The organism is Helicobacter pylori (assembly GCF_003636935.1).
In the GTDB taxonomy this organism is placed as follows: Bacteria; Campylobacterota; Campylobacteria; order Campylobacterales; family Helicobacteraceae; genus Helicobacter; species Helicobacter pylori_CH.
Window position 1 is genome coordinate 16,844 of the sequence record NZ_MVVH01000009.1, and the last position, 19,510, is coordinate 36,353.

The following is a 19,510-nucleotide window of genomic DNA, read 5'->3' on the forward strand; positions in this document are numbered from 1 at the left end:
TAACAAGTGTCCATAAACACCTTTTTAAAACATTCTTTTTTAGTCTGTTTGTTAGCGGTTAATTCTTACGCTTTTGATTGGAATATTTTTAAATACAATCTGGGTTTCAATATGTTTATCATGGACCATGAAGGCTCAACGCCTTATTGGGTCAATACTAACACCAATCTTAAAACCCGTTTGACTCCAAATTTTGGGATCCAATTTTATACAAAAGGTGTGGAGCAAAGCTTGACTGTAGGGGCGTATTTTTTTCAAAATTTCCATAACTACAGCACTAATTTTCCCTACCGTTGGGGGCCTACTATGTATTATAAGGCTAGGGGAAAACGTTTTACTTTTTATGGCGGCATCTTTCCTAGAAAAAACCTCTTAGGGAGGTATGGTTTGAATATTTTTGCCCCTTATTATTGGTTTATAGATCCCAACGCTAGAGGGTTTTTATTGCAGTTTCAAAACCATTATTCGCCTTCAAAACCCTATTATGGGCATGCGGAGTTCATGCTAGATTGGTTTGGAGGCAATTGTTATAACACTTGTAAATTCGGGAGAAACCCTTATGGGAACGCAATGGACAGGTTTCAAATGAACGGCTCTGTCGCTTATAATTTCTTTAAGGATTTATTGGGTATTGGAGGGTATTTTGTCTTGTTCCATAACGAAGACAAATACCTTTTGAATGGGGCTGATGGCATGAAATTTAATGAAAAAAAGGCGATTGATAGCAATAATATTTATCTCATGGATCGCCTTTATTTTAACGCTTACATAGGGACAAGCCTTTTAGACATCGCCCCCTTTATGGAAAAGCTCAACGCCAGTTTTGGCATGGTTTCTGAATCAAGCCGATTAAGGCAAATCCACAACAATGTGCCTTTTATCAATAGCGTGGGCGGGCAATTTGATGTGGAGATTCAATACAAAGGCTTTGGCATCCACAATTTATTTTTCTTCGCCAAGACCCCAGAGATGCCCTTTTATAACCAATACCAATATGTTGAAATGTATTGCACGCCCTCTTATTGCCCCACGCCCATTTATCGTGGCGTGCCATTCTTTCAAGCTAATTTATACAATCGTTTTGATTTTTATTACAATTGGAAAAACGACTTTGCGTCTGTTCGGATCAACTTCGTGCTTAATGCGATGCGTGGAGGCTTTGATAGGAGCTTGCCTTGGTCAGAATCTTACCAAGTGTATATGACGGTCGCCTTTGATCCTTATAACCTTATTAACAAAATCGCTAGAAAAAAGTGAAAATTCTTGACAACCAGTTAATTCGTCTTATATAATGCTATTTCGTTTGTAGCCATTGTTAAGCAATGATTTTAAGCTATGGAAAAGAGGTGATAGCAGTATGCCAGGGATTAAGGTTAGAGAAGGCGATGCGTTTGATGAAGCTTACCGAAGGTTTAAAAAGCAAACCGATCGCAATCTGGTGGTAACAGAATGCCGTGCAAGAAGGTTCTTTGAGTCTAAAACGGAAAAGCGTAAAAAACAAAAAATCAGCGCTAAAAAGAAAGTTTTAAAGCGTCTTTATATGTTAAGGCGTTATGAATCAAGACTATAAGAACTTGAACGAATTTAAAAGTTAAGGATTATTAAAGAATGCAATTCACAGGGAAAAATGTTCTTATTACGGGAGCTTCTAAAGGCATTGGGGCTGAAATCGCCAAAACTCTCGCTTCTATGGGGCTGAAAGTTTGGATCAATTACCGCAGCAATGCTGAAGTGGCTGACGCTTTGAAAAATAAGCTTGAAGAAAAAGGCTATAAGGTAGCTGTCATTAAATTTGATGCGACTTCTGAAAGCGATTTTATTGAAGCGATACAAACCATTGTCCAAAGCGATGGGGGTTTGTCTTACTTGGTGAATAACGCTGGTATCGTGCGCGATAAATTAGCAATCAAAATGAAAACAGAAGATTTTCACCATGTCATAGAAAATAACCTCACTTCAGCGTTTATAGGTTGCAGAGAAGCCCTAAAAATTATGAGCAAAAGCCGTTTTGGGAGCGTGGTTAATGTCGCTTCTATCATTGGTGAAAGAGGCAATATGGGGCAAACAAACTACTCAGCGAGTAAGGGGGGAATGATTGCGATGAGCAAGTCCTTTGCTTATGAGGGAGCTTTAAGGAATATCCGTTTTAACTGTGTAACGCCAGGCTTTATAGAAACCGACATGAACGCCACTTTAAAAGATGAAGTCAAAGCGGATTATATTAAAAATATTCCCTTAAACAGGCTAGGGTCTGCTAAAGAAGTGGCAGAAGCGGTAGCGTTTCTTTTGAGCGATCACTCTAGTTACATCACTGGGGAGACTCTCAAAGTCAATGGCGGGCTTTATATGTAGTCCTAAACAAAGGGTTCTTTTAGCGATAAAAGTTTGTAAGTAGCAAAAATCATGCTAACATTATGAGGTTATTCTAAAACAAAGAGGTTATTGTCAAATGGGGATTATTTACTTAATATTATTTCTCATTGTAATTTATTTGTTGTATAGAATTTTAGATGTTTTGGAGCAAAAATAAACGCTCCAATAATGGTTGATTTAATTTTTACAAGACAAGGGAGTTTTAATCATGGCTTTATTTGAAGATATTCAGGCAGTTATTGCTGAGCAGTTGAATGTGGATGTGGCACAAGTTACGCCAGAAGCGGAATTTGTGAAGGATTTGGGTGCGGACTCTTTAGATGTCGTGGAGTTAATCATGGCGTTAGAAGAAAAGTTTGGTATTGAAATTCCTGATGAACAAGCGGAAAAAATCGTCAATGTGGGCGATGTGGTGAAGTATATTGAGGATAATAAACTAGCTTAATCTTTTTAACTTGGAGCGTTTGTCTCCAGGTTTAGTAAAAATTTAGCTTTAGCTAAAATCTAGTTTTATTGAGTGAAAGTTTTTGAAATGAGGAGCTATTGGTGCGTCGGATTGTAGTAACTGGAATGGGAATGATCAATTCGCTAGGTTTAAATAAAGAAGATTCTTTTTTGGCGATCGCTAAAGGGGAATGCGGTATCAAAAACATAGAAAGTTTTGATGCGAGTGCGTTTCCTGTGCGTATTGCTGGGGAAATCACTGACTTTGACCCTACAGAGGTGATGAATCCCAAAGATGTTAAAAAGGCAGGTCGTTTCATTCAATTAGCCTTGAAAGCCACAAGAGAGGCGATGAAAGATAGTGGGATTTTAGACGCTCACAATAGATGCCCTGAAGAATTGGCAAACCGCATGGGCGTAAGCTCTGGCTCTGGAATTGGCGGGTTAGGCAATATTGAAGCGAATTCCATTTTTTGTTTTGAAAAAGGCCCTAGAAAAGTCAATCCCTTTTTTATCACTTCTGCGTTAGTGAATATGATTGGAGGTTTCACTTCCATTGAGTTTGGCATTAAAGGGCCTAACCTCTCTAGCGTAACGGCTTGTGCAGCTGGCACTCATGCCATTATTGAAGCTGTTAAAACCATTTTGCTTAATGGGGCTGATAAAATGCTAGTCGTGGGAGCGGAATCTACCATTTGTCCTGTAGGGATTGGGGGGTTTGCGAGCATTAAAGCCCTTTCTACAAGGAATGATGAGCCTAAAAAAGCTTCAAGACCTTTTGATAAGGATCGCAATGGTTTTGTGATGGGCGAAGGTGCTGGGGCTTTGGTGCTTGAAGAATACGAGAGCGCGAAAAAAAGAGGGGCGAAAATTTATGCAGAATTTGCCGGATATGGCGAGAGCGGCGATGCTAACCACATCACAGCCCCAGCCCCTGAGGGCGAAGGGGCTTTTAGAGCCATGAAAATGGCTTTAGAAATGGCGAAAGTGGAAGTAGGCTATGTGAACGCTCATGGAACTAGCACGCATTATAACGATTGGTATGAAAGCATCGCTCTAAAAAATGTGTTTGGCTCTAAAGAAAAAGTCCCTCCCGTCAGCTCCACTAAAGGGCAGATTGGGCATTGTTTAGGCGCTGCGGGCGCATTAGAAGCCGTTATTTCTATCATGGCCATGAATCAAGGGATCTTACCTCCTACTATCAATCAAGAAACGCCTGACCCAGAATGCGATTTGGATTATATCCCTAATACGGCCAGAGAAAAACAAGTAAATGCAGTGATGAGCAACTCATTTGGTTTTGGTGGCACTAATGGTGTTGTGATTTTCAAAAAAGCCTAGTTTTACAAAGTTAGGATTTTGAATGGCCATTTATTTAGATTTTGAAAATCATATTAAAGAGATTCAAAATGAAATTGAATTAGCCCTTATTAGAGGCGATGAGGACGCTAAAGAAATCTTAGAAAAAAGATTGGATAAGGAAGTTAAAAGCATTTACTCCAATCTCACTGATTTTCAAAAACTCCAATTAGCGAGACACCCTGACAGACCCTACGCTATGGATTACATTGATCTCATCTTAAAGGATAAGTATGAAGTCTTTGGGGATAGGCACTATAACGATGATAAAGCGATCGTATGTTTTATAGGGAAAATTGATAATGTTCCGGTTGTGGTGATCGGAGAAGAAAAAGGCAGAGGGACTAAAAACAAGCTCTTAAGAAATTTTGGCATGCCCAATCCTTGCGGCTATCGTAAAGCTTTGAAAATGGCAAAGTTTGCTGAAAAGTTTAATTTGCCTATTTTAATGCTTGTGGATACAGCCGGGGCGTATCCGGGAATTGGTGCAGAGGAAAGAGGCCAGAGTGAAGCGATCGCTAAAAACCTCCAAGAGTTCGCTTCCTTAAAAGTCCCTACTATTTCTGTAATTATCGGTGAAGGGGGTAGTGGTGGTGCGTTAGCGATTGCGGTAGCTGACAAATTGGCTATGATGGAATATTCCATTTTTAGCGTTATATCCCCAGAAGGCTGCGCAGCGATTCTTTGGGATGACCCTAGCAAGACTGAAGTGGCTATTAAAGCGATGAAAATCACGCCTAGAGACTTAAAGGAGGCGGGGCTTATTGATGATATTATTTTAGAGCCTAGCAAAGGGGCTCATAGAGACAAATTTTCAGCCGCCAATACGATCAAAGAGTATTTTTTAGACGCTCTAAGGACTATCCAACAAGACCCTCATTTCCTTGACAACCGCTATCAAAAATTGATGTCGCTTGGTTCGTTTGTGGAGGGCATGAATTAAAAAGCATAAATTTTAAAATATAATAAAGAAGTTCTATAAAAAACTTTGCGTTAATGAGATATTGATAATTAGTTCTTTAACTTTTAAAATTGTGTGTTTAAACTTTATTTTAAACTCATTCACTTAAAGAAATAAGGGGTATTTTGAAATAATTCCCCAACTAAAATCCCCCTAAAGACCGCTTTTAAAAATACCGCTTGATAAAATCAATCTCTTTACTATCCAATCTTAAAAAATGCAATATTTTTTTATAACCAACGCTCAATAAAAACAAAGCCAAATTTTTCACCACTTGCTATCATTTTAGAAAAAGGCGAATATTTTACATAGTTTGTAAAAAATATAAAAAACATCATTATGTTACCAATCTGCTATCTCTCTCCTTTTGTTTGAATATAAAAAAACAATCATCATGATCAGCGTATTGGATGAAAGCATTCTTATTTTACAATACAAAAGTTAGGTCTAATGGTATTTTAAAAAAGAAAGAAATCCCATGGTTACATATGAAAAAATCAAAAGCCGCTTTTCTAGGAATTGGTCTTTAAGGGATAGGGGCAGGCATTTTGCATCTGCAAGCGTGTATTTTTTCTCACTTCTTGTCATTACAGCGGTTAATAGAAGTAGTGCAGTTGCTTGGTTATTGATGCCTGAACATTTGATTTGGTGGTTTTTGATTTCTTTTAGTGGGGAATTTGTAGCGGACATGGCGTTTGGCAAAAAAAGTAAAATCCTTAAAACCCGCTTTGGAATTTCTATTGTGAGCGGCGTTTCACTATTGCTTGGCGCTTTACCAGCGCATTTATTTTTTGTATGGTTTGGCTTTATTAATTGGTGGGCTGTCCTTTTTATAGAAGCGGGAGCTGATCTATTGGTGGGCTGTGTGATACAAAAGATTTTTTTTGGTAAATATTGGGTGGATCGCTATTATTAAGGTCCTCTTTTTTTAAGTCTAAAAGCGTATTTTCTTATATTCCAATCAATTGGATAAGGGTTACCCCTGCTTTAAGGCGTCGCATCAAAAACCACGCTAATCCCATTTTTTAAAATGATAGGGTTTTTCGCATCAGTGATATGGATAAAACGCACGCCATCAAGCAAGTTAAGAGCGATTTCTTGTTGTTTGTTTTCTTTCGCAATGATTTGAACGATCTTTAAGTTTTCATCATAAAAAATGATTTTGGGTTGCCACAAAGGGTTATTAGAGCTTATTTTTAAATACGCGTTTTGATTCACGCTCAGCCAGTATTTCCCGCTCGCTTCCTTAAACTCCACAGGATCGCTGCTCAAAACTAAAGCTCTCGCATTAGGGAGCTTGACTTCTTGTAAAGAAAAATCGTATTCCCACTCTTTCAAGGATATGCGCCTAATATCCACAAAATCAAAACCATGCCTTTTCATCGTCTCTATCAAAATGTTAGGGTCTAAAACATATTCCGTTTTAAGCTCGTATGAAAAAACATTCTCGCCTGAAGAGCTTTGCATTTTAATAGGCAAAACATACGAATACCCCATCATGTTCAAAGAATTATTGATGCTTTTAGCAAACGCTAGGGGATTGCTTGAAGCCTTGAAAGTGATTTTCAACATGCTTGGCTTGTCAAAATTAAAAGACAAAAGCCCGTTTTCTTTGAGAGTGTTGAGCAATTTTAAGGAATCCAAACGCCCCATTGTATAGAAATCCTTACGATTTTTAAACAAACGCTCTAAAAAAAGCTTGTTCGTATGATAAGCCCGCTCCCCCATTAAATTCTCAATCTTATCGTTTAAAGCATCAGCGTTTAATAGCGTTCCCCCAACAATAAAAGCTAAAAAAAGATTTTTCATTGCTGAAGTTCTTTGTATTGAGACTCATTGATGGGTGTCAAACCTTTATTTGGCTCGTATAAAAATCGTTTGGTTTTGCCGTCGTTATAATCTTGTTCTTGATGGTTGTTTTTAAGACTAAGATGCCCATGCCCAAAACGCAACAACAAGCGGTGGTTTTTGGCCTCTAAAGGGTAATTTTTTTTTAAAACTCTTTGAAAGGAGTTTTTCTTCTCATCTAAGTCAATCACTTCTACCCAAATATCTCGTTTAGGCATAATATAAATGGTATTAGGATCTTCTTTGATCGCTTCTTTTTCTTGCTTGTCTTGTTCTGTTTGTTTTTCTTCTAGTTTAGGCGTTATCTCTGGCTTGTTTTCTTCTGTGGGATTAGCTTTATTGAAAAAACTCTTTTTAGTGCCGGATTTAATAGCATTTTCTCGCTCTCTTTCTTCTTTTAAAGAAGAAATGTTTTGAATGATAACGACCGCCAAAACAATGACAACCGCCCCTAAAACCAAAACAAAGGGTTTCCATTTGGACAATCCTTTAGATAATTTGATATTAGCTTGATTGATGCTGTAATCTATTTCAACTTTCAAAGGGTTTTTGGTTGCTTCTTTGGGGTTTGTTTCTTTATCTGGCTCTTCGCTCACGCTCTCTTTAAGCGTGCACACCCTGTCAAACTCTTTCATCCATGCACTCAAATCAATTTTATACTCGCGCTCTAAAATCTGTATAAAACCCCTAGCATGCACCCTTGATAAAGACTCATAGCGCTTTTCCAAGATAGAATGGATATTTTTAGAAGCGATTTTAGTCGCCTTGCAAATTTCTTGTATGCCAATTTCTCTTAAAATTTGCAAATTTTTATTCAAAGTCTTAAGCGATAATTCTTCTAAAGCCGCACCAGAAATGTCTTTAGAAATGTTTTGAACATCAGAAAGATCTAAATTTTCCAAACTTTTTTTATTCTGTTCCATTCAATTGACCACCTAGTTGATTTTATCCATTAAGATCCCTGCTGCCACACTCACATTGAGCGAATCAAAATCTCTTCGCATTTTTACGCTTAATATCATATCCATTTTAGCAAGGATTTTTTTAGACAACCCCTCATGCTCGCTCCCCAAAAAAAGAGCGCATTTTTTTAAGGATAGATTTTCTACTTGGCTAGAGCCTTGCATGCTCGCGCCCAAACACAAAAACCCGCTCGTTTTCAATTCATTGATTAAATCCAATGTGTTAGGCATAACGCTAAAAGGCAAATCATACATAAGCCCCAAGCTGGATCGCACAATCCCCTCATAAGCCAATTCTTTAGCAAAATCTAAAATAACGCCATCCATTCCTAAGCAATACGCGCTCCTAAAAATACCCCCAATATTCCCCACATCCGTAATCCCGCAAAGCACCAAAAGTTTTTGAGCTTTTTTAATTTCTTTTAAAGAAACGGCTAAAGGCAGTTCCACCTTAGCTAAAACCCCTTGATGGTTCCCTCCCTTAGCCAAGCTTTGCGCTTTTTTATTATCCACTTTGATGATATTAGGGCATGCTTTTTTGAGCGCGAAAAAAAGTTTCTTGTCTATTTCTTTAGAAAGATAGATTTCTTGCAATTTTTCTTTGTGAGAGTTTAGAAGGTGCGTAATCACCTGCTTGCCATAAACCACTGCTTGCATGCTAAACCCCTTTTATTGATTTTTTTCTTCTAACAAACGCTGGAAATAAAGCTCTTTAGCGTTTTTTTGCGTCATAGCGGCTTCAATTTTAGCCTTAATTTTAGGAGGCAAATCCAACTCCAATAACGCTGATAGCCCCATGCAAGGCTCTATTTTCTTTTCATTCAAAAGCACTAAAACCCACTCCCCTTGGATATTGCTCTTTTGCAACCGCTCTGTGATTTGAGAAATTTCTCCCAAATAATACTGCTGGTGGAGTTTGGTAAGCTCCTTAGCCGCAAACAAATGCATGCCTTGAGCCACATCGTTTAAATCCTTTAAAGTCTCTAACAATCGGTGCGGGCTTTCATAAAAAACCACCGGGGTTTTTTCTTCTAAATACGCCAAAGCGTTTAAAATTTTAGCAATTTTTAAGCGCCTTTCCTTACTCTTATGAGGTAAAAAGCCAGCATAAAAAAACCGCCCTTCTAAAAACCCGCTCGCGCAAAACGCCGTAGTGAGCGCATTAGCCCCAGGCAAAACATCGTATTGAATGTTGTGTTTTAAAGCGTAAGCGGCTAAACTCATGCCTGGATCGCTCAAACTTGGCATGCCCGCATCGCTCATCACAGCGATTTCTTTATCAAAAAAAGAAGGCTCTATTTGGTTTAAAAATTCCTGGTCATTGTGCGAATGGAAAGCGATAAATTCCCTTTTTTTAGTAGCGATATTAGGGAAAGAATGGCTGATAATAGGGTTTTGCGCGAGCAAGTGCAACAACCTCTTACTCACCCTTGTATCCTCGCATAAAAAAACCTCGCAACGCTCTAAAACTTCTAGAGTGCGTAGCGTAATGTCAGCGAGATTACCTATAGGAGTGGGCAAAAAATACAGCACAAAAAGCCACGCTTTTTAAAAGAGTTACTTCAAGTTGTAGCGTTGCTTGAATTTCTCTACTCTCCCTGCAGTGTCAGCGATCTTATCGCTACCGGTATAGAAAGGGTGGCAAAAGCTAGAAATATCAATACGCATTTCAGGTTTGGTGCTTAAAACCTCAATTTCTTTCCCGCTCGTTACACAAGTAACTTTGCATGGGATATATTCGGGGTGAATGCCTTTTTTCATCAAGTATCCTTTATTTTTAAATTTAAACTTAAAATTATAGCATAAGTAACAATAAATTAAAACCACTCTAAAGTTAAAATAAAATTTGACTTTGTTAAAAAAATTATGATAGCATAGCAAAGCATTACGAAATTCAACACTTGTGGCATCCACCATTTTAACTTTTAAGTATCTTGTTGGTTACACCATTTTTTGCCTTATTTGCTTTTTGTATTTATCTTAATTGCAACAAACTAGAAATCTCTTTTTGTTAAAAGGAAATTTAATGAACGAAAATGCGCCTACGCACAAGAATCCGCATAAAGTCAAAACACACACGCCAGTGAGCGGTTATCACATTGAAGATTTACGCACCTACCCTACTGAAAAGCTTTTAGAAATCGCTAACAAGCTCAAAGTGGAAAACCCTCAAGAATTCAAGCGCCAAGACTTGATATTTGAAATTTTAAAAACCCAAGTTACGCAAGGCGGATACATTCTTTTTACCGGGATTTTAGAAATCATGCCTGATGGCTATGGCTTTTTAAGAGGGTTTGATGGGAGTTTTTCAGACGGGCATAACGACACTTATGTCAGCCCTTCTCAAATCAGGCGTTTTGCTTTAAGGAATGGCGATATTGTTACCGGTCAAGTGCGATCCCCCAAAGACCAGGAAAAATATTACGCCCTTTTAAAAATAGAAGCCATCAATTATTTGCCTTCAGATGAAATCAGAAACCGCCCTTTGTTTGACAATCTAACCCCCCTATTCCCTGATGAACAAATCAAATTAGAATACGAACCCACTAAAGTTACCGGCAGAATGCTGGATTTATTCAGCCCTGTGGGGAAAGGTCAAAGGGCTTTGATTGTCGCACCCCCAAGAACCGGGAAAACAGAGCTGATGAAAGAACTCGCCCAAGGCATCACTTCTAACCACCCTGAAGTGGAATTGATTATCCTTTTAGTGGATGAGCGCCCTGAAGAAGTTACGGATATGCAACGAAGCGTTAAAGGTCAAGTTTTTAGCTCCACTTTTGATTTGCCCGCAAACAACCATATAAGAATCGCTGAATTAGTCCTAGAAAGGGCTAAAAGGCGAGTGGAAATGGGAAAAGATGTGGTGGTTTTATTAGATTCTATCACCCGTTTAGCCAGAGCGTATAACGCTGTAACGCCCTCAAGCGGTAAGGTTTTAAGTGGGGGCGTAGATGCGAACGCCTTGCACAGGCCCAAGCGCTTTTTTGGAGCCGCAAGGAATATTGAAGAAGGCGGGAGTTTGACGATTATCGCTACGGCGTTGATTGAAACGGGATCTAGAATGGATGAGGTGATTTTTGAAGAATTTAAAGGCACTGGGAATAGCGAAATCGTTTTAGCGAGGAATATTGCGGACAGGCGCATTTACCCAGCCTTTGATATTTTAAAATCCGGCACACGAAAAGATAATATCCTGCTTGGCAAAGACCGCTTGACTAAAGTGTGGGTTTTAAGGAATGTGATGCAACAAATGGACGATATAGAAGCCTTAAGCTTTGTGTATTCTAAAATGCAACAAACTAAGGACAATGAAGAATTTTTAAATTTAATGAATGAAAAATAAAATCCCTAATTAATCCCATTAAATTAAAAAAAGTGTCATGAAAATAGGCGTTTTTGATAGCGGTGTGGGAGGGTTTAGCGTTTTAAAAAGCCTTTTAAAAGCGCAATTATTTGATGAAATCATCTACTATGGCGATAGCGCTAGAGTGCCTTATGGCACTAAAGACCCCACCACGATCAAGCAATTTGGATTAGAGGCTTTGGATTTTTTCAAACCGCACCAGATTAAATTATTGATTGTGGCATGCAACACAGCGAGCGCTCTGGCTTTAGAAGAGATGCAAAAGCATTCCAAAATCCCTATTGTGGGCGTGATTGAACCAAGCATTTTAGCGATCAAACAACAAGTAAAAGATAAAAACGCCCCTATTTTAGTGCTAGGGACAAAAGCGACGATTCAATCCAACGCTTATGACAACGCCCTGAAACAACAAGGCTATTTGAACGTTTCGCATTTAGCCACTTCTCTTTTTGTGCCTTTGATTGAAGAAAGTATTTTAGAGGGCGAATTGCTAGAAACTTGCATGCGTTATTATTTCACTCCTTTAAAGATCTTACCTGAAGTGATTATTTTAGGTTGTACGCATTTTCCCTTAATCGCTCAAAAAATTGAGGGCTATTTTATGGGGCATTTTGCCCTTTCAACGCCCCCCCTACTCATCCATTCGGGCGATGCTATTGTGGAATATTTGCAGCAAAAATACACCCTTAAGAAAAATACACACGCATTCCCTAAAGTGGAATTTCATGCGAGCGGCGATGTGATCTGGCTAGAAAAACAGGCTAAAGAATGGCTCAAATTGTAAAAGGATCTAACATGTTTAAAGATTTTCACCGCACCACTCTCTCTTTTTTAAAGCCTTTATTGCTTTTATTGGGTTTATTGTTGCCGTTTTCACTTTGTATAGCTGATGAATATATTAGCATAAGTGATGATTGGGATGAAAGGGCGCGAAATCAATGGGATGAAATTGCGCGAAATCATAAGACATATTATTTTGAAAATGGTTTAGACCATTTTAATCAAGGCCAATACCAGCAAGCCTTTAAGGATTTTAAATTGGCGCAAGAATACAGCATTGGGCTTGGCAGCGTTTATTTAGCCAAAATGTATTTGGAGGGAAAGGGCGTGAAAGTGGATTACAAAAAAGCGCAATTCTATGCACAAAACGCTATCAAAGGGTATGGGAGCGGGTTGTTAGGGGGCGCTCTTATTTTAGGACGCATGCAAGCAGAAGGCTTAGGGATGAAAAAGGATTTGAAACAAGCGCTCAAGACTTACAGGCATGTGGTTCGCATGTTTTCTAATAAAAGCACAAATTATTTTGCTAACAATTTTAGATTACCAAACCTTGCGTTCACTAGTATGCTTATTGGATCGCGATTCATTGATCTTTCAGGTTTGAGCGCGAATCCTATAAAATTTGGAAAGAAATTTGGAATACTTGTTAAGAAATCCACTCAAATCAAAGATAAGACACTTCTTTGGGAAGATATTGCTGAAATTTCAAGCAATATTATTTTACTCAAACAACAAATGGGGGAAATCCTTTATAGAATTGGGATCGCTTATAAAGAAGGGCTTGGCACCAGAAAACAAAAAAGTAGGGCTAAAAAATTCTTGCAAAAATCCGCAGAATTTGGCTATGAAAAAGCTATGGAAGCTCTGTAGTTTGTAATCAAACTTTGTATTAGGCGACTGAATGGGTTAAAAAATCCGTTTAGACTGCTCCCATTAAAACAAAGTCTTATTTTTCCATTATAATAGACACTTGATTGTTTTCAATCTCTATATAGAGTTCTTTTTGAGAATTGGAGCTATAAGAGAGCTTGTTTTGCTGGTAGGCTTTATAATCTTGGTCAAACACCACATAAAACAAGCGTTTGTTTTGAGAATTGGGGTAGGGGATCACATTGATAGAAGAAAAAGCGATATTCTTTTTTTCATTTTTTGCAAACACTCTTTTTTTATACTCTTTAAAAGCGTTGAATTTCATGCCGTCATAGCGAGTGAAATTGGGGTTATAAAAACGCATGTAGCGTTCAAAATCGCCCCTAGCCCAGGCTTCTTTCCATTGAAAAAGGGAGCTTAAAATCATGCTCAATTCTTCTTTGGTGCTTGGGAAAAACTTGTCTTCATAGGTGATGAGGAACGCTTTTTCGCCTTTTAACACTTTGTCATAAGAGCTTAAAAGCGGGTTTTCAATCGCAATACAGCCCTTAGTGTTCAATTCATTCCGATCGCCATTTAAAGGCATTCCATGCACCCAAATGCCATGCCCGGTGCGTTTTTTCAAGGTATCATATAAATTAGGGTAATTCGTTACAAAAGCCAAAACGCCATAATATTGATCCAAGCGCTCTAATTTCTGCGTGATACGATACACTCCAATAGGCGTGGCCAAATCGCCTTCTAAAGTTTTATCGCCCTTTTTAGAGCCTACAAGGGCTTTAGAGCTGTTGATTTTTTTAAGCATGTTGTTGTCTATCTCATAAAACTCCAAACTGGGCTTGGATTTATCCGCTACAAATAAAAACTGCTTGTTTTGATAATAGCCAAAATCCGTGTCCTTGTTTTGAAGCTCTTCTGCCCAAAAAGATTTATCCGCTAAATAAGAATCCAGCTTTTGACCCACCACTTCCAAGCCTTGTTTTTGATAAAGGTGCATGATTTCTAACAAACGATCATTAGCGCTCAATCCCACAAACCCCATTAACAGAGCCGGTAATACCTTTTTCAATCCCTATTCCTTTGATGGATATAACCCAATTTTTGCAAGCTCTTTTCTTCCTTGCTCCATGATTTTTGAGCGATCACTTGCAAGTTTAAAAAAACCTTTTTTTCGCCCACTTCTTGCATTTTCAATCGCGCGTTAGTCCCAATGCGTTTGATATTCACCCCGTTTTTGCCTATCACGATTTTTTTTTGGCTTTCTTTTTCTACGATAATGCGTGCATACACCTTATCTATGCGTTCTTCTTCTATAAATTGATCAATCATCACATCGCTTTCATAAGGGATTTCATCGCTCAAAAAATCAAACAAACTCTCCCTAATGATTTCCTTATAAATATCGCGCATTTTTTCATCGCTCATCAAATCCTTTTCAAAAAGCCATGCACTAGGGCTTAAATATTCGCTGATGCATTCTAAAAGCGCGTTTAAATTTTGAGATTTTTTCGCGCTCAAAGGCACTAGGGCTAAAAATTGCGAAGCGTATTGTTGATACTCCTGTAATTTTTGCAAAACCTGCTTATGCGTGGCGGTGTCAATCTTACTCAAAGCCAAGATATGGGGTTTTTGGCACAAACTCAAAAACTCTTCATAGCCTTTTAAATCGTCATGCACAGAAGCTAAAAAAACGCACAATTCAGCATCGCCCATCGCTTTTAAAGCCTGTGAGAGCATGCACTGGTTGAGTAATTTTTCTTGATGATGGAGCCCTGGTGTGTCTAAAAAAATGATTTGGCTCTCATACCCTTCTTTATCTTTAAAAGGCACGATGCATTTCATTAATTTTCTAGTCGCGTTAGCCTTATGCGAAACGAGAGCTAAATGAGCGTTTAATAAAGTGTTTAAGAGAGTGCTTTTTCCAGCGTTTGGTTTGCCTATAAGAGCTACAAAGCCCGCCTTAGTTTTCATTATAAAATATACTTCACTAAATTTTCATCAGCCACTAAATCCTCTAGCTTTGATTGAACCAATTCCTTAGTGATAGTAATATTTTGCCCAGAATAATCCTCCGCTTCAAAACTAATGTCTTCTAGCACTTTTTCAATGGTGGTGTGCAACCTTCTAGCGCCTATATCTTCGCTTTTTTGATTGGCGTTATAAGAAAGTTTGGCTAACTCCTTGATCGCATCGTCTTCAAACGCAATTTCTACGCCTTCCACTTTTAAAAGGGCTTGGTATTGCTTGATGATAGAGGTTTTAGTTTGGGTTAAAATCATATACATGATTTCTTCGGTTAAATTCTCCAACTCCACCCTTAAAGGGAAACGCCCTTGCAATTCAGGGATGAGATCGCTTGGCTTAGAAAGATGGAAAGCCCCGGCCGCAATGAATAAAATATGCTCTGTTTTAATAGAACCATACTTCGTATTCACCACACTCCCCTCTACAATCGGCAACAAATCCCTTTGAACCCCCTCTTTACTGGGATCTTGACGGCTTCCTTCTTTAGAGCTGACAGCGATCTTATCAATTTCATCAATAAAAATCACCCCTGAACTTTCTGCGCGCTTCAAACCCTCCACTTTAATGGCTTCGCTGTCTAAAAGCGTGTCGCTAATTTCCGTTTTTAGGGCTTCTTTAGCCTCTTTAACGCTTAAAGTTTTTTTGACTTTATCCTGTTCTTTATGGAAAACCTTAATCAAGTTTTCTTGAACCCTTAAAATTTCAGGCGGCACATTAGAATCAATCTCTATGCTTTTTTTACGCACTTCAATTTCAATTTCTTTACTATCCAACTCGCCTTGCGCAATTCTTTGTTGCATTTTTAAAAGGCTGTTAGCGTATTCTTGTTTTTTTTCTTCACTCACGCCATTAGGCAAGGGGGGTAGGAGTTTTTTAGCGATTTTTTCTATAACCGCCTCTTCAATCTTATCTTTTAATTTTTCTTTATGCTCATTTTCCACTAAAAGCACGCTGTTATTGACTAAATCCCTCACCATAGACTCCACATCGCGCCCCACAAAACCCACTTCTGTGTATTTGCTCGCTTCCACTTTCACAAAGGGGAGTTTCATGATTTTTGCCATTCTTCTTGCGATTTCAGTCTTACCCACGCCAGTAGAGCCAATCATTAAAATGTTTTTAGGCGTGATTTCTTCTTGTAAGGATTTTTCCAGTTGCAAACGCCTGTAACGATTCCTTAAAGCGATAGCGATAAACTTTTTAGCTTCCTTTTGTTCAATGATGTATTCATCTAAATAAGCGACAATTTCTCGTGGGGTCATATTCAATTTAGACATTAAAGCTCCAAAATTTTAATATTCGTGTTGGTATAGATACAAAGATCCCCTGCGATTTTTAAGGACTCTTCTACAAGTTTTCTAGGCTCTAAATGAGCGAAGTGATCTAAAGCCCTAGCCGCACTTAAAGCGTAATTCCCCCCACTCCCAATAGCAGCGATCTTATTGTCTTCAGCTTCTAAAACATCGCCTGTGCCGCTCAAAATAAAAATGTGATCGAAGTTTAAAACGATCATCATCGCTTCCAATCGGCGTAAATACTTATCCTTGCGCCATTCTTTGCTGAAATCCACCACGCTTTTAAACAAATCCCCTTTTTTGCTCTCCAATATGCGTTCAAACATATCAAACAAGCTAAAAGCGTCCGCCGTGCTCCCGGCAAACCCGCTTAAAACCTGGTTGTGGTACAAGCTTCTGATTTTTGTCGCATTGGCTTTGACTACGCAATTACCCAAAGTTACCTGTCCATCGCCTCCAATGAGCGCAAACTTCTTGCCCCCCATCTCCCCTCTATAGCCTAGAATCGTCGTCGCTTCAAACATTTTCTACTCAGCCACCACATCAATTTTAAACGCGCCCACAATCCCCGATCCAAGCTTGACTTCAATCTCATAAATCCCTGTGCTTTTAATCGGGTGTTTGAGTTCAATGTCTTTTTTATCTAAATCTAAATTCGCATGCTGTTCTTTCAAACGCTCCGTGATCTCTTCTTTAGTGATCGCTCCAAATAAAGAGCCGTTCGCGCCGACTTTTTTGTGGATAGTCAGCGTGATGGTTTGTAAGGTTTCTACCATTTGCAATTTTTGCGCCTTTTCTAGGGCTTCTTTTTCCGCTTTCTTTTTAACTTCGGCTTTGTATTTGTTGATCACTTCGTTAGTGGCGAGTTTGGCTTTTTGGTTAGCGATTAAAAAGTTATTCCCATAGCCATCTTTAACCTCACACACTTCACCCGCTTTGCCTAAATTTTTCACATCTTCTAGTAATAGAACCTTCATGATATCCCCTTTAAGTTGTAAGTAATTTGTAATTATACTCTTTATTTTAATAAGTTGGGTTTTTATTGCCTGTTCCTACCACCCATCTGTTTTTCTAAAGCCTGTTTGATCAATCCCAAACAATAAGGGATATTTTCTTTTGTTTCTAGCTCTACTTCCATGTTTCCAACGCATGGACGACCGATATTAGAAACATCTCTGATCTTTAGTTTTTCCTTTATTTCATCTTGCAATTCATTCAAGTTCATTTTTAAATACAATTTTAAGCCTTTTTCTTGCACAACAATATCCACAAAACTTATTTTACAAAACTTATAAGCTATATATTTTTGATTAAATTTTTCAGTTATCCTTTCATCAAGAGCTTTAATCCCTTTTCTTAAAATATCAAATAGCTCCCTTGAATGAGAACCAAACTTATAAGAGCTTAAATCATAAGCCTTTTTTTCTTTCTTGTCTTTCTTGGGTTTATATTTCTCTAATGTTTCTGCATCTAGCTTGGGGTAAGTCCAAATCTTTAAAGCCCAATCTGCTAAATCATTAGCTCTTTTTTCAATCTCTTTTTCGCCAAAAGATTCCAAATCTTTTAAACCTTGATTGAGCTTTAATGAGCTTTGTTTGAAGCCGTTTTCCATATCTCTTTTTTCTTGGAAAGAATTGTTACTATACTCTTGGTTATAACCGGTTAGAGTGAGATTCCCTATTGTGTGGAGATATTTCTCGTGTATTGCTTGAAAATTTTCACCCAAATCCCTTTTCCATTCTTCTGTGAGTGTTTGAGGCATGATGTGTTCTGTAGTGCATTCCTTAGTATTGACCGGCTCCTTTGTGTCAAAATTTTCTAACCTTTCAAGAAAGTATTTATTTTTTTTTAACTTATAAAAATCTATCGTAATAAAAGAATCTTTAAATTCAAAATCGTTTGGAAATTTTTGCATCCCTGTTAGCGACCCAAAATGCTCCTCCACGCTTTTAAGGTATTGCTTTTTATCAATCTTTTTTGTAAAAGAGGGAAAGACTTTATTGAGACTATTTGCGCCAAGCCCACACACCGCCCTTCTGCAAATATAGCTCTCTGTTAAAGCGATAATAGGGGTAAAATCCTGCTTGGATAAAACGCCATCCTTATAATCGCTATAAAGCTCCAATAATAGCGGATACACCACATCCATCTCTAAATCCACCAAAAAACCTAAAGCCTTGTTTAAATCTTTATCGGCTTCTTTTTTGAATGCAATCTGGCAAAAATACCCGCAATATTTTTGTAAATCTTGGAGCAATACCTCTATTTCTATCTCCTCTTTTTGCTGATAATCCTTAAAAGCTTGATAAACTCTTTTCTCTTTGGGAATCTTTCCTGTTTTGATCGTGAGGTAATGCCGGACAAACCGATCAAACAAATCTTTATTTTGTTTAGACGATTTTTTATTTTGTTTAAACAATTTTTCATTTTGTTTAAAATCCTCCTCCATAGCCCTCCAATATTGATTATAAAAGTCTTCCTGTTTTTCAATCTCTGTTTCCATTACGATATAGTTTCTAATCAAATCCGTTTGCGTGAGTTCGATACCTTTTGAGTTCATGCTCTCAAAAATAAGTTGAGGATCATCTTTTTCTTTTTTTAAAGCAATCCAAACTATCATGAGTTTTTCTAATCCTTTAAAAATCGTTTCTAGTTTGTCGGTGTTTTCACCAATCCATTTTTCAAATAATTTAAAATTTTCCATTATTTTTAACGAAGGCTCGCTCGGTTTTCTTCTGTCTTTATCAATCAAAGACAGCAAGGTGTCTTTATCAGACTCTGATAAGATGAGCCTGAATTTCTTATCGCCATCCTTATCGCTGTTAATAAGATAGCTCTCTATTTCTTTACGCTTGACTTCATCGCTTAAGTGATTCCTTAAAGCGATGAGTAAAAGCGTGATAGTGGTGAGCCTTTGTTGGCCATCAATAATGAGTAATGGGCTAGAGTGCGTATTACCATCTAGTACATACAAAATAGAACCGATAAAATGCCCATTCATCTTATCATTCCCACCAATTTTTATAATATCATCCCATAATTGTTCGCATTGTTCCTTTTCCCAACTATACAACCTCTGATAGATGGGAATGACAAATTGATTGTTTTGATTTTCTTCAAAAAATCCTAATAGTGTGGTTGCGTCTGCTTCCATAATACACTCCTTAATTTAGCGAATTTTACCGCATGTATCTTAATCAAACTTGATACAGATTTTACTTTTTTACCC

21 protein-coding genes are annotated in these 19,510 nt (G+C 38.0%); 10 read left to right on the top strand and 11 right to left on the bottom strand.

What is annotated here, in order from left to right; translation table 11 throughout:
• Positions 1 to 6: 6 nt before the first annotated feature.
• From EAL87_RS05975 to EAL87_RS06005, 7 genes are all read left to right on the top strand, one after another.
• Complete coding sequence (locus tag EAL87_RS05975) at positions 7 to 1,257, top strand: hypothetical protein (RefSeq protein ID WP_120913675.1); 1,251 nt, start codon at positions 7 to 9, stop codon at positions 1,255 to 1,257.
• A 100-nt stretch (positions 1,258 to 1,357) separates the two neighbouring features.
• The gene (rpsU, locus tag EAL87_RS05980) at positions 1,358 to 1,570 is read left to right on the top strand and encodes a 30S ribosomal protein S21 (RefSeq protein ID WP_001117778.1); all 213 of its coding nucleotides are present in this window, start codon (positions 1,358 to 1,360) and stop codon (positions 1,568 to 1,570) included.
• Positions 1,571 to 1,608: 38 nt separating this feature from the next.
• Positions 1,609 to 2,352: a 3-oxoacyl-ACP reductase FabG gene (gene fabG, locus EAL87_RS05985; protein WP_120913677.1), complete on the top strand. Its 744-nt coding sequence runs from the start codon at positions 1,609 to 1,611 to the stop codon at positions 2,350 to 2,352.
• A 229-nt stretch (positions 2,353 to 2,581) separates the two neighbouring features.
• A complete protein-coding gene (gene acpP, locus EAL87_RS05990; protein ID WP_001163106.1) occupies positions 2,582 to 2,818 on the top strand; it encodes an acyl carrier protein in 237 nt (78 codons plus the stop codon).
• 101 nt (positions 2,819 to 2,919) lie between these two features.
• Positions 2,920 to 4,158 (top strand): beta-ketoacyl-ACP synthase II, encoded by a 1,239-nt coding sequence (locus EAL87_RS05995; protein ID WP_033756460.1) that lies wholly within the window; start codon positions 2,920 to 2,922, stop codon positions 4,156 to 4,158.
• Positions 4,159 to 4,180: 22 nt separating this feature from the next.
• Entirely contained in the window at positions 4,181 to 5,119 is a 939-nt protein-coding gene (gene accA / locus EAL87_RS06000; protein ID WP_001029385.1) for an acetyl-CoA carboxylase carboxyl transferase subunit alpha, read from the top strand.
• A gap of 496 nt (positions 5,120 to 5,615) precedes the next feature.
• Positions 5,616 to 6,053, top strand: coding sequence for a hypothetical protein (locus tag EAL87_RS06005; RefSeq protein WP_120913679.1), 438 nt, complete (start codon positions 5,616 to 5,618; stop codon positions 6,051 to 6,053).
• Between the two features lie 71 nt (positions 6,054 to 6,124).
• On the opposite strand, the gene EAL87_RS06010 is transcribed toward EAL87_RS06005, so the two are convergent.
• Genes EAL87_RS06010 through rpmE form a run of 5 tightly spaced genes read right to left on the bottom strand, consistent with a single transcriptional unit; the run spans position 6,125 to position 9,708 of the window.
• Positions 6,125 to 6,946, bottom strand: coding sequence for a hypothetical protein (locus EAL87_RS06010; protein ID WP_120913681.1), 822 nt, complete (start codon positions 6,944 to 6,946; stop codon positions 6,125 to 6,127).
• Complete coding sequence (locus EAL87_RS06015; RefSeq protein ID WP_120913683.1) at positions 6,943 to 7,908, bottom strand: sialidase; 966 nt, start codon at positions 7,906 to 7,908, stop codon at positions 6,943 to 6,945. The genes EAL87_RS06010 and EAL87_RS06015 overlap by 4 nt, the downstream gene beginning before the upstream one ends.
• 12 nt (positions 7,909 to 7,920) lie before the next feature.
• Entirely contained in the window at positions 7,921 to 8,604 is a 684-nt protein-coding gene (rlmB, locus tag EAL87_RS06020; RefSeq protein WP_120913685.1) for a 23S rRNA (guanosine(2251)-2'-O)-methyltransferase RlmB, read from the bottom strand.
• 12 nt (positions 8,605 to 8,616) lie between these two features.
• Positions 8,617 to 9,480, bottom strand: a complete 864-nt coding sequence (gene rsmI, locus EAL87_RS06025) for a 16S rRNA (cytidine(1402)-2'-O)-methyltransferase (protein WP_120913687.1) — start codon at positions 9,478 to 9,480, stop codon at positions 8,617 to 8,619.
• A gap of 24 nt (positions 9,481 to 9,504) precedes the next feature.
• On the bottom strand, positions 9,505 to 9,708 hold the full coding sequence (gene rpmE / locus EAL87_RS06030) for a 50S ribosomal protein L31 (RefSeq protein ID WP_000715278.1): 204 nt from the start codon (positions 9,706 to 9,708) through the stop codon (positions 9,505 to 9,507).
• 265 nt (positions 9,709 to 9,973) lie between these two features.
• On the opposite strand from rpmE, the gene rho reads away from it, so the two are divergent.
• The 3 genes from rho to EAL87_RS06045 are packed head-to-tail and all read left to right on the top strand — an operon-like array spanning position 9,974 to position 12,961.
• Positions 9,974 to 11,290, top strand: a complete 1,317-nt coding sequence (gene rho / locus EAL87_RS06035; protein WP_120913689.1) for a transcription termination factor Rho — start codon at positions 9,974 to 9,976, stop codon at positions 11,288 to 11,290.
• 37 nt (positions 11,291 to 11,327) lie between these two features.
• Complete coding sequence (murI, locus tag EAL87_RS06040) at positions 11,328 to 12,095, top strand: glutamate racemase (protein WP_120913691.1); 768 nt, start codon at positions 11,328 to 11,330, stop codon at positions 12,093 to 12,095.
• An 11-nt stretch (positions 12,096 to 12,106) separates the two neighbouring features.
• The gene (locus EAL87_RS06045) at positions 12,107 to 12,961 is read left to right on the top strand and encodes an SEL1-like repeat protein (protein ID WP_120913693.1); all 855 of its coding nucleotides are present in this window, start codon (positions 12,107 to 12,109) and stop codon (positions 12,959 to 12,961) included.
• A 76-nt stretch (positions 12,962 to 13,037) separates the two neighbouring features.
• Here EAL87_RS06045 and csd6 read toward each other — a convergent pair whose 3' ends face one another.
• The 6 genes from csd6 to EAL87_RS06075 form a co-directional block, all read right to left on the bottom strand.
• Entirely contained in the window at positions 13,038 to 14,030 is a 993-nt protein-coding gene (csd6, locus tag EAL87_RS06050) for a cell shape-determining L,D-carboxypeptidase Csd6 (RefSeq protein WP_120913695.1), read from the bottom strand.
• Complete coding sequence (gene era / locus EAL87_RS06055; protein ID WP_162972666.1) at positions 14,027 to 14,932, bottom strand: GTPase Era; 906 nt, start codon at positions 14,930 to 14,932, stop codon at positions 14,027 to 14,029. Before era ends, csd6 begins: the two co-directional genes overlap by 4 nt.
• Positions 14,932 to 16,263: an ATP-dependent protease ATPase subunit HslU gene (gene hslU / locus EAL87_RS06060; protein ID WP_120913699.1), complete on the bottom strand. Its 1,332-nt coding sequence runs from the start codon at positions 16,261 to 16,263 to the stop codon at positions 14,932 to 14,934. The genes era and hslU overlap by 1 nt, the downstream gene beginning before the upstream one ends.
• Complete coding sequence (hslV, locus tag EAL87_RS06065; protein ID WP_000461043.1) at positions 16,263 to 16,805, bottom strand: ATP-dependent protease subunit HslV; 543 nt, start codon at positions 16,803 to 16,805, stop codon at positions 16,263 to 16,265. Before hslV ends, hslU begins: the two co-directional genes overlap by 1 nt.
• A gap of 3 nt (positions 16,806 to 16,808) precedes the next feature.
• On the bottom strand, positions 16,809 to 17,258 hold the full coding sequence (gene rplI, locus EAL87_RS06070; protein WP_162972668.1) for a 50S ribosomal protein L9: 450 nt from the start codon (positions 17,256 to 17,258) through the stop codon (positions 16,809 to 16,811).
• Between the two features lie 62 nt (positions 17,259 to 17,320).
• Positions 17,321 to 19,435, bottom strand: a complete 2,115-nt coding sequence (locus tag EAL87_RS06075) for a GmrSD restriction endonuclease domain-containing protein (protein ID WP_120913701.1) — start codon at positions 19,433 to 19,435, stop codon at positions 17,321 to 17,323.
• Positions 19,436 to 19,510 lie beyond the last annotated feature (75 nt).

Bases quoted from the DNA above. Each gene is read 5' to 3' on its own strand.
- rpsU (WP_001117778.1), top strand. From the start codon at position 1,358: ATGCCAGGGATTAAGGTTAGAGAAGGCGATGCGTTTGATGAAGCTTAC.
- fabG (WP_120913677.1), top strand. From the start codon at position 1,609: ATGCAATTCACAGGGAAAAATGTTCTTATTACGGGAGCTTCTAAAGGC.
- acpP (WP_001163106.1), top strand. From the start codon at position 2,582: ATGGCTTTATTTGAAGATATTCAGGCAGTTATTGCTGAGCAGTTGAAT.
- accA (WP_001029385.1), top strand. From the start codon at position 4,181: ATGGCCATTTATTTAGATTTTGAAAATCATATTAAAGAGATTCAAAAT.
- EAL87_RS06005 (WP_120913679.1), top strand. From the start codon at position 5,616: ATGGTTACATATGAAAAAATCAAAAGCCGCTTTTCTAGGAATTGGTCT.
- EAL87_RS06010 (WP_120913681.1), bottom strand. From the start codon at position 6,946: ATGAAAAATCTTTTTTTAGCTTTTATTGTTGGGGGAACGCTATTAAAC.
- EAL87_RS06015 (WP_120913683.1), bottom strand. From the start codon at position 7,908: ATGGAACAGAATAAAAAAAGTTTGGAAAATTTAGATCTTTCTGATGTT.
- rlmB (WP_120913685.1), bottom strand. From the start codon at position 8,604: ATGCAAGCAGTGGTTTATGGCAAGCAGGTGATTACGCACCTTCTAAAC.
- rpmE (WP_000715278.1), bottom strand. From the start codon at position 9,708: ATGAAAAAAGGCATTCACCCCGAATATATCCCATGCAAAGTTACTTGT.
- rho (WP_120913689.1), top strand. From the start codon at position 9,974: ATGAACGAAAATGCGCCTACGCACAAGAATCCGCATAAAGTCAAAACA.
- murI (WP_120913691.1), top strand. From the start codon at position 11,328: ATGAAAATAGGCGTTTTTGATAGCGGTGTGGGAGGGTTTAGCGTTTTA.
- EAL87_RS06045 (WP_120913693.1), top strand. From the start codon at position 12,107: ATGTTTAAAGATTTTCACCGCACCACTCTCTCTTTTTTAAAGCCTTTA.
- era (WP_162972666.1), bottom strand. From the start codon at position 14,932: ATGAAAACTAAGGCGGGCTTTGTAGCTCTTATAGGCAAACCAAACGCT.
- hslU (WP_120913699.1), bottom strand. From the start codon at position 16,263: ATGTCTAAATTGAATATGACCCCACGAGAAATTGTCGCTTATTTAGAT.
- hslV (WP_000461043.1), bottom strand. From the start codon at position 16,805: ATGTTTGAAGCGACGACGATTCTAGGCTATAGAGGGGAGATGGGGGGC.
- rplI (WP_162972668.1), bottom strand. From the start codon at position 17,258: ATGAAGGTTCTATTACTAGAAGATGTGAAAAATTTAGGCAAAGCGGGT.
- EAL87_RS06075 (WP_120913701.1), bottom strand. From the start codon at position 19,435: ATGGAAGCAGACGCAACCACACTATTAGGATTTTTTGAAGAAAATCAA.